At 52.6% G+C, this 13,062-nt stretch carries 9 protein-coding genes; all 9 read left to right on the top strand.

Annotated features, from left to right (window positions below; genetic code table 11):
- Positions 1-513, top strand: a 513-nt coding sequence (locus tag ID864_RS23290; RefSeq protein WP_263575968.1) for an EF-Tu C-terminal domain-related protein, incomplete at its 5' end; no start/stop codon positions are given.
- A 269-nt stretch (positions 514-782) separates the two neighbouring features.
- A complete protein-coding gene (gene secE, locus ID864_RS23285) occupies positions 783-1,166 on the top strand; it encodes a preprotein translocase subunit SecE (RefSeq protein ID WP_048914308.1) in 384 nt (127 codons plus the stop codon).
- Position 1,167: 1 nt separating this feature from the next.
- Complete coding sequence (nusG, locus tag ID864_RS23280) at positions 1,168-1,713, top strand: transcription termination/antitermination protein NusG (protein ID WP_017803043.1); 546 nt, start codon at positions 1,168-1,170, stop codon at positions 1,711-1,713.
- A gap of 158 nt (positions 1,714-1,871) precedes the next feature.
- A complete protein-coding gene (rplK, locus tag ID864_RS23275) occupies positions 1,872-2,300 on the top strand; it encodes a 50S ribosomal protein L11 (protein ID WP_012439921.1) in 429 nt (142 codons plus the stop codon).
- Between the two features lie 3 nt (positions 2,301-2,303).
- Positions 2,304-3,008: a 50S ribosomal protein L1 gene (rplA, locus tag ID864_RS23270; protein ID WP_048914309.1), complete on the top strand. Its 705-nt coding sequence runs from the start codon at positions 2,304-2,306 to the stop codon at positions 3,006-3,008.
- Between the two features lie 422 nt (positions 3,009-3,430).
- Positions 3,431-3,934 carry a 50S ribosomal protein L10 gene (gene rplJ, locus ID864_RS23265; protein WP_048914310.1) on the top strand — a complete coding sequence of 168 codons (504 nt, stop codon included), beginning with the start codon at positions 3,431-3,433 and terminating at the stop codon, positions 3,932-3,934.
- Positions 3,935-4,007: 73 nt separating this feature from the next.
- A complete protein-coding gene (gene rplL, locus ID864_RS23260) occupies positions 4,008-4,373 on the top strand; it encodes a 50S ribosomal protein L7/L12 (RefSeq protein ID WP_048914311.1) in 366 nt (121 codons plus the stop codon).
- A gap of 338 nt (positions 4,374-4,711) precedes the next feature.
- Complete coding sequence (gene rpoB, locus ID864_RS23255) at positions 4,712-8,740, top strand: DNA-directed RNA polymerase subunit beta (RefSeq protein WP_048914312.1); 4,029 nt, start codon at positions 4,712-4,714, stop codon at positions 8,738-8,740.
- An 82-nt stretch (positions 8,741-8,822) separates the two neighbouring features.
- Entirely contained in the window at positions 8,823-13,046 is a 4,224-nt protein-coding gene (gene rpoC, locus ID864_RS23250) for a DNA-directed RNA polymerase subunit beta' (RefSeq protein ID WP_099754951.1), read from the top strand.
- Positions 13,047-13,062: the final 16 nt, after the last annotated feature.

Raw genomic sequence — 13,062 nt, 5'->3', positions numbered from 1 at the left:
GGTACTGTTGTGACCGGTCGTGTAGAGCGCGGTATCGTTAAAGTGGGTGAAGAAGTTGAGATCGTGGGTCTGAAAGACACCGTGAAATCTACCTGTACCGGCGTTGAGATGTTCCGTAAGCTGCTGGACGAAGGTCGTGCAGGCGAGAACTGTGGTATCCTGCTGCGCGGTATTAAGCGTGAAGACGTTGAGCGCGGCCAGGTTCTGGCTAAGCCAGGCTCAATCAAGCCACACACCAAGTTCGAGTCAGAAGTTTATATTCTGTCTAAAGAAGAAGGCGGCCGTCATAGCCCATTCTTCAAAGGCTACCGTCCACAGTTCTACTTCCGTACAACTGACGTGACCGGTACCATCGAACTGCCAGAAGGCGTTGAGATGGTAATGCCAGGCGACAACATCAAACTGGTTGTTGAACTGATCAAACCAATCGCAATGGACGACGGTCTGCGTTTCGCAATCCGTGAAGGTGGTCGTACCGTTGGTGCTGGTGTTGTTGCTAAAGTTATCGCTTAATCGCTGATAATATTTGACGCAATGCACATGGAAAGGGCATCATTTGATGCCCTTTTTGCACGCTGTAACATAGAACCTGACTCATCAGTGATTTTTTCGACCATAATCATTGCTGAGGCAGGCTCTGTAGCACGGCGTTAAGCCAATAGTTTTCAAGCTGCGGCTTGGAATTAAAGGATATGCCGAGTTAAGCCTAACAGCATTATTCGGTTCGGTTGCCTCGTCTTTCGGGGCAAAAGTGTTTCTGATTTATTGTGGCAGGTTGGTTTATGAGTGCTAATACCGAAGCTCAAGGAAGCGGGCGCGGCCTGGAAACGATGAAGTGGTTAGGTGTGGCCGTCCTTCTGGCCGTGGCTATCGCCGGCAACTACTATTATCGTGAAGTAACATTACCTCTGCGTGCCCTGGCTGTCGTTGTTCTGATGGCTGCAGCAGCTGGCATTGCCCTGCTGACCACCAAAGGTAAAGCAACGTTGGCTTTCGCCCGTGAAGCGCGCACTGAAGTTCGTAAGGTCATCTGGCCTACTCGTCAGGAAACGTTGCACACCACGTTAATCGTTGCCGCGGTCACTGCCGTGATGTCACTGATTTTGTGGGGACTGGATGGAATTCTGGTTCGTCTGGTATCGTTTATCACTGGCCTGAGGTTCTGAGATGTCTGAAGCTCCAAAGAAGCGCTGGTACGTCGTTCAGGCGTTTTCCGGTTTTGAAGGCCGTGTAGCACAATCGCTGCGCGAGCATATCAAGTTACATAACATGGAAGAGCTGTTTGGCGATGTCATGGTTCCGACTGAAGAAGTGGTTGAGATCCGTGGTGGCCAGCGTCGCAAGAGCGAGCGTAAGTTCTTCCCAGGCTACGTGCTGGTACAGATGGTAATGAACGATGCAAGCTGGCACCTGGTGCGCAGCGTGCCGCGTGTCATGGGCTTCATCGGTGGTACTTCTGACCGTCCGGCACCGATTAGCGACAAAGAAGTTGACGCGATTATGAACCGCCTGCAGCAGGTGGGTGATAAGCCACGTCCGAAAACCATGTTTGAGCCAGGTGAAATGGTGCGCGTGAGCGATGGTCCATTTGCTGACTTCAACGGCGTGGTCGAAGAAGTTGACTACGAGAAAAGCCGCCTGAAAGTGTCTGTTTCCATCTTTGGCCGTGCAACACCGGTTGAACTGGACTTCGGCCAGGTCGAGAAAGGCTGATAAAAAAGTAACCGATCGCCTGCATCAGGTGGTTGCGAGAGGCGCGAAATTGCACTATAATTTCGCGCCTTTTGTTTTTATGCGCTGCTAAAAGCGTGTGAAAAATTTAATCACGGGGAGCTCCACCAGGAGCGTTATTACCCAATAGAGGAATTATCATGGCGAAGAAAGTACAAGCCTACGTTAAGCTGCAGGTTGCAGCTGGTATGGCAAACCCAAGTCCTCCGGTTGGTCCAGCACTGGGTCAGCAAGGCGTTAACATCATGGAATTCTGTAAAGCGTTTAACGCCAAAACAGAATCCCTGGAGAAAGGTCTTCCAACACCAGTTGTGATCACCGTTTACTCTGACCGTTCTTTCACCTTCGTTACCAAAACCCCTCCTGCAGCAGTACTGCTGAAGAAAGCGGCTGGTATTAAGTCTGGTTCTGGCAAGCCGAACAAAGACAAAGTAGGTAAAGTATCGCGTGCTCAGGTACGTGAAATCGCAGAAACCAAAGCTGCGGACATGACTGGTGCTGATATTGAAGCGATGACTCGCTCAATTGAAGGTACTGCTCGTTCCATGGGCCTGGTAGTAGAGGACTAAGAAATGGCTAAGCTGACCAAGCGCATGAGCGTGATCCGCGACAAAGTTGATGCAACTAAACAGTATGACATCAACGAAGCTGTTGCTCTGCTGAAAGAACTGGCTACTGCCAAGTTCGTTGAAAGCGTTGACGTAGCGGTAAACCTGGGCATTGATGCTCGTAAATCTGACCAGAACGTTCGCGGTGCAACTGTACTGCCACACGGTACTGGCCGTTCCGTTCGCGTTGCCGTATTTGCCCAGGGCGCAAACGCTGAAGCTGCTAAAGCAGCCGGCGCTGAGCTGGTAGGTATGGAAGATCTGGCTGACCAGATCAAGAAAGGCGAAATGAACTTCGACGTTGTTATCGCATCTCCAGATGCAATGCGCGTTGTTGGCCAGCTGGGTCAGGTTCTGGGCCCACGCGGTCTGATGCCAAACCCGAAAGTTGGTACTGTAACTCCTAACGTTGCTGAAGCGGTTAAGAACGCTAAAGCGGGTCAGGTTCGTTACCGTAACGACAAAAACGGTATCATCCATACCACCATTGGTAAGGTTGACTTCGATACCGATAAGCTGAAAGAAAACCTGGAATCCCTGCTGGTTGCGCTGAAAAAAGCAAAACCTTCTCAGGCGAAAGGCGTTTTCATCAAGAAAGTTAGCATCTCCACCACTATGGGTGCAGGTGTTGCAGTTGATCAGGCTGGCCTGAACGCTGCTGCTAACTAATCAGCTTTACGCGGGCGAAATTTTCATCTAGAATCTTACGCCCGTTGTTCTGTAAATATACAGAACCACTAATCGAGTCATTTGAGTTGCGGCAAGGCGGCAATGGAGTGAATCCCAGGAGCGTAGTCCACTACGTGACGGGGTGAGCGAAAGAAGTTAACGCAGTGGTAGCTTGAAGGACGAAGTATTAGAAAGAATTTTTAGGTTGGAGCCAGGCCTATCCTGGCCTCCGTCCAAGACCGCAGGTGTTTCGCAAGAAACTTAATCTCCTGCGTAGACGGTGACAGAGCCAAAAGAATATTTTTATAGTCTTTGCTGGATTCTGCTCACCGTGTTTTAGCGCCTGTCCGTGGTAACGCGGTTCAGGTGAAGTGAGTTCCGGGGAAATCCATCCCCGGCCAAAAATCCAGGAGCACAAGCTAATGGCCTTAAATCTTCAAGACAAACAAGCGATTGTTGCTGAAGTCAGCGAAGTAGCCAAAGGCGCGCTGTCTGCGGTAGTTGCGGATTCTCGTGGCGTTACTGTAGACAAAATGACCGAACTGCGTAAAGCAGGACGTGCAGCTGGCGTATACATGCGTGTTGTTCGTAACACCCTGCTGCGCCGCGTCGTTGAAGGTACTCAGTTTGAGTGCCTGAAAGACACGTTCACCGGTCCTACCTTGATTGCATACTCTATGGAACACCCGGGCGCTGCTGCTCGTCTGTTCAAAGAGTTCGCGAAAGCGAATGCAAAATTTGAGGTTAAAGCTGCGGCCTTTGAAGGCGAGCTGATCAGTGCGGCTCAGATCGACCGCCTGGCAACTCTGCCAACTTACGATGAAGCAATCGCACGCCTGATGGCAACCATGAAAGAAGCCTCTGCTGGCAAACTGGTTCGCACTCTGGCTGCTGTACGCGATCAGAAAGAAGCAACTGCTGCTTAATAGCCGCACTGCTCTTCTTATCCGTATATTTGCTAACGTACAAAAAATTACTTTCTGAATTTAGGAACACGAAATGTCAATCACTAAAGACCAAATCATTGAAGGCGTTGCAGCTCTGTCTGTAATGGAAATCGTTGAACTGATCTCCGCTATGGAAGAGAAATTCGGCGTGTCAGCTGCTGCTGCTGTTGCAGGTCCTGCTGCTGCTGCTGAAGCTGTAGAAGAAAAAACTGAGTTCGACGTTGTACTGAAAGCTATCGGCGCTAACAAAGTTGCCGTGATCAAAGCAGTACGTGGCGCAACTGGTCTGGGCCTGAAAGAAGCCAAAGACCTGGTTGAGTCTGCACCTGCTGCCCTGAAAGAAGGCATCAGCAAAGACGACGCTGAAGCTCTGAAGAAAGCACTGGAAGAAGCTGGCGCAGAAGTTGAAGTTAAGTAAGCCAACCTTTCAGGTTGCAGCTTGATTAATCCTTTGGGGTGATTCAGGCTGATGGCTGGTGACTTTTTGGTCACCAGCCTTTTTGCGCTCTACAGCGTCAATGACATTTCACACTGTTTAGTCATTGATTAGCTTAATATCTTTCTCTATCGACGACTTAATATACTGCCACCCTGCATGGGCTCCCTGTCCAGAACGGCAATGAAATGATTTGAGCGTGATAGAAAGAGGTATTACAGAAGGCGATCTGCTTTCTGCACAACACAAAACAGCGTTGCATGAACTGTCCCCCCTGGACGGACAGAGAGGTTCTACTTTTCAGCGAGCTGAGGAACCCTATGGTTTACTCCTATACCGAGAAAAAACGCATTCGTAAGGATTTTGGAAAACGTCCACAAGTTCTGGACATTCCATATCTCCTTTCTATCCAGCTTGACTCGTTCCAGAAGTTCATCGAGCAAGATCCGGAAGGTCAATATGGTCTGGAAGCAGCATTCCGTTCCGTATTCCCGATCCAAAGCTATAGCGGTAATTCTGAGCTGCAGTACGTCAGCTACCGTTTAGGCGAACCAGTATTTGATGTTAAAGAGTGTCAGATTCGTGGCGTCACGTACTCTGCACCTCTGCGCGTAAAACTGCGCCTGGTGATCTACGAGCGCGAAGCGCCGGAAGGCACCGTTAAAGACATCAAAGAACAAGAAGTGTACATGGGTGAAATTCCACTCATGACAGATAACGGTACCTTTGTCATCAACGGTACAGAACGCGTTATCGTTTCTCAGCTGCATCGTAGTCCTGGTGTCTTCTTCGACAGCGATAAGGGTAAAACCCACTCGTCGGGTAAAGTGCTGTATAACGCACGTATCATCCCTTACCGTGGTTCATGGCTCGACTTCGAGTTTGACCCGAAAGACAACCTGTTTGTCCGTATTGACCGTCGCCGTAAACTGCCTGCGACCATCATTCTGCGCGCGCTGAATTACACCACTGAGCAGATCCTTGATCTGTTCTTCGAAAAAGTGGTTTATGAAATTCGCGACAACAAGCTGCAGATGGAGCTGGTTCCAGAGCGCCTGCGTGGTGAAACTGCGTCCTTCGACATCGAGTCGAACGGCACCGTTTACGTCGAAAAAGGTCGTCGCATTACTGCGCGTCATATTCGTCAGCTGGAAAAAGATAACATCCAGCACATCGAAGTTCCGGTTGAATACATCGCGGGTAAAGTCGTCGCTAAAGATTACATCGACGAAAGCACCGGCGAGCTGCTGATCGCGGCGAACATGGAGCTGTCGCTGGATCTGCTGGCCAAACTGAGCCAGTCCGGTCACAAGCGCATCGAAACTCTGTTCACCAACGATCTGGATCACGGCGCCTACATGTCTGAGACTGTACGCGTCGACCCAACCAGCGATCGCCTGAGCGCGCTGGTTGAGATCTACCGCATGATGCGTCCTGGTGAGCCACCAACGCGTGAAGCGGCAGAAAACCTGTTCGAGAACCTGTTCTTCTCTGAAGACCGCTACGATCTGTCAGCGGTTGGCCGTATGAAGTTCAACCGTTCTCTGCTGCGTGACGAGATCGAAGGTTCCGGTATCCTGAGCAAAGACGACATCATTCAGGTGATGAAGAAGCTCATCGGTATCCGTAACGGTATTGGCGAAGTGGATGATATCGACCACCTCGGCAACCGTCGTATCCGTTCCGTCGGCGAAATGGCAGAAAACCAGTTCCGTGTTGGCCTCGTGCGCGTAGAGCGTGCGGTGAAAGAGCGTCTGTCCCTGGGCGACCTGGATACCCTGATGCCGCAGGACATGATCAACGCCAAGCCAATTTCTGCGGCAGTGAAAGAGTTCTTCGGCTCCAGCCAGCTGTCACAGTTTATGGACCAGAACAACCCGCTGTCTGAGATCACGCACAAGCGTCGTATCTCTGCACTCGGCCCGGGCGGTCTGACGCGTGAGCGTGCAGGCTTCGAAGTTCGAGACGTACACCCGACTCACTACGGTCGCGTATGTCCAATCGAAACGCCGGAAGGTCCAAACATCGGTCTGATCAACTCCCTCTCTGTATACGCACAGACGAATGAGTACGGTTTCCTTGAAACCCCATATCGTCGCGTGCGCGAAGGTGTGGTGACCGACGAAATTCATTACCTCTCTGCTATTGAAGAGGGTAACTACGTTATCGCTCAGGCTAACACCAACCTCGACGACGAAGGTCACTTCGTAGACGATCTGGTGACTTGCCGTAGCAAAGGCGAATCAAGTCTGTTCAGCCGCGATCAGGTTGACTACATGGACGTTTCCACCCAGCAGGTGGTTTCCGTCGGTGCGTCACTGATCCCGTTCCTGGAACACGATGACGCCAACCGCGCATTGATGGGTGCAAACATGCAACGTCAGGCGGTTCCAACTCTGCGTGCTGATAAGCCGCTGGTTGGTACCGGTATGGAACGCGCGGTAGCGGTTGACTCCGGTGTAACCGCCGTAGCGAAACGTGGTGGTACCGTTCAGTACGTGGATGCATCCCGTATCGTTATCAAAGTTAACGAAGACGAAATGTACCCGGGCGAAGCCGGTATCGACATTTACAACCTGACCAAATACACCCGTTCTAACCAGAACACCTGCATCAACCAGATGCCTTGCGTGAACCTGGGTGAGCCAATTGAACGTGGTGATGTGCTGGCTGATGGTCCTTCAACCGACCTCGGCGAACTGGCACTCGGTCAGAACATGCGCGTCGCGTTCATGCCGTGGAACGGCTACAACTTCGAAGACTCCATCCTGGTCTCCGAGCGCGTGGTACAGGAAGACCGCTTCACGACAATCCACATCCAGGAACTGGCGTGTGTGTCTCGTGACACCAAGCTGGGGCCGGAAGAGATCACTGCCGACATTCCTAACGTCGGTGAAGCTGCGCTCTCCAAACTGGATGAATCCGGTATCGTCTATATCGGTGCGGAAGTGACCGGTGGTGACATTCTGGTCGGTAAGGTCACACCAAAAGGTGAAACCCAGCTGACGCCAGAAGAGAAACTGCTGCGTGCCATCTTCGGTGAGAAAGCGTCTGACGTTAAAGACTCTTCTCTGCGCGTACCAAACGGCGTGTCTGGAACCATTATCGACGTTCAGGTCTTCACCCGCGATGGCGTGGAAAAAGACAAACGTGCGCTGGAAATCGAAGAGATGCAGCTGAAGCAGGCGAAGAAAGACCTGTCTGAAGAGTTGCAGATCCTCGAAGCTGGCCTGTTCAGCCGCATCAAATACCTGCTGGTTGCTGGCGGTATTGAAGTGGACAAACTGGACAAGCTGCCACGCGACCGCTGGCTGGAACTTGGCCTGACCGACGAAGAGAAACAGAACCAGCTGGAACAGCTGGCTGAGCAGTACGATGAGCTGAAGCACGAGTTTGAGAAGAAACTTGAAGCGAAGCGCCGCAAAATCACTCAGGGCGATGACCTGGCACCGGGCGTGCTGAAAATCGTTAAAGTGTATCTGGCCGTTAAACGTCAGATCCAGCCTGGTGACAAGATGGCAGGTCGTCACGGGAACAAAGGTGTTATCTCCAAGATCAACCCGATCGAAGATATGCCATACGATGAGAACGGTACGCCGGTCGATATCGTACTGAACCCGCTGGGCGTACCATCACGTATGAACATCGGTCAGATTCTTGAAACCCACCTGGGTATGGCTGCGAAGGGCATTGGCGAGAAGATCAACGCTATGCTTAAGAAGCAGGAAGAAGTGTCCAAGCTGCGTGAGTTCATTCAGCGTGCTTACGATCTGGGTAGCGATCTGCGCCAGAAAGTTGACCTGAACACCTTCACCGACGACGAAGTGCTGCGTCTGGCAGAGAACCTGAAAAAAGGTATGCCAATCGCAACGCCAGTGTTTGACGGCGCGAAAGAGAGCGAAATCAAAGAGCTGTTACAGCTCGGCGGTCTGCCTTCTTCTGGTCAGATTACCCTGTTCGATGGTCGTACCGGTGAGCAGTTCGAACGTCAGGTTACCGTTGGCTACATGTACATGCTGAAACTCAACCACCTGGTTGATGACAAGATGCATGCGCGTTCTACCGGCTCTTACAGCCTTGTTACTCAGCAGCCGCTGGGTGGTAAAGCTCAGTTCGGTGGTCAGCGCTTCGGTGAGATGGAAGTGTGGGCACTGGAAGCATACGGTGCCGCGTATACCCTGCAGGAAATGCTGACCGTGAAGTCTGATGACGTCAACGGCCGTACCAAGATGTATAAAAACATCGTTGACGGCAATCATCAGATGGAACCGGGCATGCCGGAATCCTTCAACGTACTGTTGAAAGAGATCCGCTCGCTGGGTATCAACATCGAGCTGGAAGACGAGTAAGCACTCGAATTTGTACTGGTTACAGGGCGCCCGGGTCACTCCAGGCGTCCCTGAGAAGTCTCACTCCGACGGGAGCTAATCCGTGAAAGACTTACTTAAGTTTCTGAAAGCGCAAACTAAGACCGAAGAGTTTGATGCGATCAAGATCGCTCTGGCATCGCCAGATATGATCCGTTCATGGTCTTTTGGTGAAGTTAAAAAGCCGGAAACCATTAACTACCGTACGTTCAAGCCTGAACGTGACGGTCTTTTCTGTGCGCGTATTTTCGGGCCAGTAAAAGACTATGAGTGCCTGTGCGGTAAGTACAAGCGCTTGAAACACCGTGGTGTAATCTGTGAGAAGTGTGGCGTTGAAGTTACACAGACCAAGGTTCGCCGTGAGCGCATGGGCCACATCGAGCTGGCTTCACCTACTGCGCACATCTGGTTCCTGAAATCGCTGCCTTCGCGCATCGGTTTGCTGCTGGATATGCCACTGCGTGATATCGAACGTGTTCTGTACTTCGAATCATACGTGGTTATCGAAGGCGGCATGACCAACCTTGAAAAGCGCCAGATCCTGACTGAAGAGCAGTATCTCGACGCGCTGGAAGAGTTTGGTGACGAATTCGACGCTAAAATGGGTGCGGAAGCGATCCAGGCTCTGTTGAAAAACATGGACCTGGAGCAAGAGTGCGAGCAGCTGCGTGAAGAGCTGAACGAAACTAACTCCGAAACCAAGCGTAAAAAACTGACCAAGCGTATCAAGCTGCTGGAAGCGTTCGTTCAGTCTGGTAACAAGCCAGAGTGGATGATCCTGACCGTGCTGCCTGTACTGCCACCGGACCTGCGTCCGCTGGTGCCGCTGGACGGCGGTCGTTTCGCAACTTCAGATCTGAACGATCTGTATCGTCGCGTAATCAACCGTAACAACCGTCTGAAACGCCTGCTGGATCTGGCTGCGCCAGATATCATCGTACGTAACGAAAAACGTATGCTGCAGGAAGCGGTCGATGCGCTGCTGGATAACGGCCGTCGCGGTCGTGCGATCACCGGTTCTAACAAGCGTCCTTTGAAATCTTTGGCCGATATGATCAAAGGTAAGCAGGGTCGTTTCCGTCAGAACTTGCTGGGTAAACGTGTCGACTACTCTGGTCGTTCGGTTATCACCGTAGGTCCATACCTGCGTCTGCATCAGTGTGGTCTGCCGAAGAAAATGGCACTGGAGCTGTTCAAACCGTTCATCTACGGCAAGCTGGAGCTGCGTGGTCTTGCTACCACCATCAAAGCTGCTAAGAAAATGGTTGAGCGTGAAGAGTCTGTCGTCTGGGATATCCTGGATGAAGTGATCCGCGAACACCCGGTCCTGCTGAACCGTGCACCCACTCTGCACCGTCTGGGCATCCAGGCGTTTGAGCCAGTACTGATCGAAGGTAAAGCTATCCAGCTGCACCCGCTGGTCTGTGCGGCATACAACGCCGACTTCGATGGTGACCAGATGGCGGTACACGTTCCGCTGACGCTGGAAGCTCAGCTGGAAGCGCGTGCGCTGATGATGTCTACCAACAACATCCTGTCACCTGCGAACGGCGAGCCAATCATCGTTCCTTCTCAGGACGTTGTACTGGGTCTGTACTACATGACCCGCGACTGTGTTAACGCCAAAGGCGAAGGCATGGTGCTGACTGGCCCGAAAGAAGCTGAGCGTGTTTACCGCGCCGGCCACGCGTCTCTGCACGCTCGCGTTAAGGTGCGTATCACCGAGCACGAGAAAAACGAGCAGGGTGCATGGGTTGCCAAAACCAGCATCATCGACACCACCATTGGCCGCGCCATCCTGTGGATGATCGTACCTAAAGGTCTGCCTTACTCCATCGTCAACCAGGCGCTGGGTAAGAAAGCTATCTCCAAGATGCTGAACACCTGTTACCGCATCCTGGGCCTGAAGCCGACCGTTATCTTTGCTGACCAGACTATGTACACCGGTTTTGCCTATGCGGCACGCTCGGGTGCGTCTGTTGGTATCGACGACATGGTGATCCCAGAGAAGAAAGTGGAAATCATCACCGAAGCGGAAGCCGAAGTGGCAGAGATCCAGCAGCAGTTCCAGTCTGGTCTGGTTACCGCTGGCGAGCGCTACAACAAAGTGATCGATATCTGGGCTGCGGCCAACGAACGCGTTGCTAAAGCGATGATGGAAAACCTCTCTACCGAACTCGTGATCAACCGCGACGGTGAAGAAGAGCGTCAGGTTTCCTTCAACAGCATCTTTATGATGGCCGACTCCGGTGCGCGTGGTTCTGCAGCGCAGATTCGTCAGCTGGCCGGTATGCGTGGTCTGATGGCTAAGCCAGATGGCTCCATCATCGAAACGCCAATCACCGCGAACTTCCGTGAGGGTCTGAACGTACTCCAGTACTTCATCTCTACACACGGTGCTCGTAAGGGTCTGGCGGATACCGCACTGAAAACAGCTAACTCCGGTTATCTGACTCGTCGTCTGGTTGACGTCGCGCAGGACCTGGTGGTGACTGAAGATGACTGTGGTACGCACGAAGGCATCATGATGACCCCGGTCATCGAAGGTGGCGACGTGAAAGAGCCGCTGCGTGAGCGTGTACTGGGTCGTGTGACTGCAGAAGACGTTCTCAAGCCGGGTACTGCTGACATCCTGCTGCCACGCAACACGCTGCTGCACGAACAGCAGTGTGACCTGTTGGAAGAGCACTCTGTTGACAGCCTGAAAGTCCGCTCCGTAGTAAGTTGCGAAACTGACTTCGGCGTATGTGCACACTGCTACGGTCGCGACCTGGCACGTGGTCACATCATCAACAAAGGTGAGGCCATCGGCGTTATCGCGGCACAGTCCATCGGTGAGCCGGGTACACAGCTGACGATGCGTACGTTCCACATCGGTGGTGCGGCATCTCGTGCGGCTGCTGAATCCAGCATTCAGGTGAAGAACAAAGGTACGCTGAAGCTGATCAACGCCAAGTCGGTTACCAACTCCGCCGGCAAGCTGGTTGTTACCTCGCGTAACACCGAGCTGAAGATGATCGACGAATTTGGTCGTACCAAAGAGAGCTATAAAGTTCCTTACGGTTCTACCATGGCGAAAGGCGACGGCGAGCAGGTTGCAGCGGGCGAAACCGTAGCAAACTGGGATCCGCACACCATGCCGGTAATCACCGAAGTGAGCGGTTTCATTCGCTTCACTGACATGATTGATGGCCAGACCATTACCCGCCAGACGGATGACCTGACCGGTCTCTCCTCTCTGGTTATCCTCGACAGTGCGGAACGTACTGCGGGTGGTAAAGATCTGCGTCCAGCCCTGAAAATCGTTGATGCTAACGGTAACGACGTAATGATCCCAGGCTCCGATATGCCTGCTCAGTACTTCCTGCCGGGTAAAGCGATTGTGCAGCTGGAAGATGGCATCAAGATCAGTTCTGGTGACACCCTGGCGCGTGTACCGCAGGAATCTGGCGGTACCAAGGACATCACCGGTGGTCTGCCACGCGTTGCTGACCTGTTCGAAGCCCGTCGTCCGAAAGAGCCGGCAATCCTGGCTGAGATCAGCGGCATCATCTCCTTCGGTAAAGAGACCAAAGGCAAGCGTCGTCTGGTGATCACACCAATCGACGGTAGCGATCACTACGAAGAGATGATTCCGAAATGGCGTCAGCTGAACGTGTTCGAAGGTGAACGCGTAGAGCGCGGTGATGTTGTTTCCGATGGCCCAGAGTCTCCACATGACATCCTGCGTCTGCGCGGCGTGCATGCGGTGACCCGTTACATCACTAACGAAGTGCAGGAAGTTTACCGTCTGCAGGGCGTTAAGATTAACGATAAGCACATCGAAGTCATCGTGCGTCAGATGCTGCGTAAAGCTACCATCGCCAGCGCTGGAGGTACTGACTTCCTCGACGGTGAGCAGGTTGAGTTCTCACGCGTTAAGATCGCTAACCGCGATCTGGAAGCTAACGGCAAAATTTCTGCAACATTTGCACGAGACCTGCTGGGTATCACCAAGGCTTCCCTGGCTACCGAGTCGTTCATCTCTGCGGCATCGTTCCAGGAAACCACGCGCGTACTGACCGAAGCAGCCGTTGCGGGCAAACGCGACGAACTGCGCGGCCTGAAAGAGAACGTTATCGTTGGCCGTCTGATCCCAGCCGGTACCGGTTACGCTTATCACCAGGACCGTATGCGTCGTAAAGCAGCGGGCGAGGCACCCATCGTGCCAGTCGTCACTGCTGACGAAGCGTCGGCCAGCCTGGCTGAACTGCTTAACGCAGGCAACCTGGGCGGTAACGACGAGTAATCGTCAATCGCTTATG

The organism is Erwinia aphidicola, assembly GCF_014773485.1.
Lineage (GTDB): Bacteria > Pseudomonadota > Gammaproteobacteria > Enterobacterales > Enterobacteriaceae > Erwinia > Erwinia aphidicola.
This window is presented reverse-complemented; position numbering and strand designations above follow the sequence as displayed.

What these genes read in the sequence shown, in the direction of transcription:
- rplK (WP_012439921.1), top strand. Translation starts at nt 1,872, where the DNA reads ATGGCGAAGAAAGTACAAGCCTACGTTAAGCTGCAGGTTGCAGCTGGT.
- nusG (WP_017803043.1), top strand. Translation starts at nt 1,168, where the DNA reads ATGTCTGAAGCTCCAAAGAAGCGCTGGTACGTCGTTCAGGCGTTTTCC.
- rplA (WP_048914309.1), top strand. Translation starts at nt 2,304, where the DNA reads ATGGCTAAGCTGACCAAGCGCATGAGCGTGATCCGCGACAAAGTTGAT.
- rplL (WP_048914311.1), top strand. Translation starts at nt 4,008, where the DNA reads ATGTCAATCACTAAAGACCAAATCATTGAAGGCGTTGCAGCTCTGTCT.
- rpoB (WP_048914312.1), top strand. Translation starts at nt 4,712, where the DNA reads ATGGTTTACTCCTATACCGAGAAAAAACGCATTCGTAAGGATTTTGGA.
- rplJ (WP_048914310.1), top strand. Translation starts at nt 3,431, where the DNA reads ATGGCCTTAAATCTTCAAGACAAACAAGCGATTGTTGCTGAAGTCAGC.
- secE (WP_048914308.1), top strand. Translation starts at nt 783, where the DNA reads ATGAGTGCTAATACCGAAGCTCAAGGAAGCGGGCGCGGCCTGGAAACG.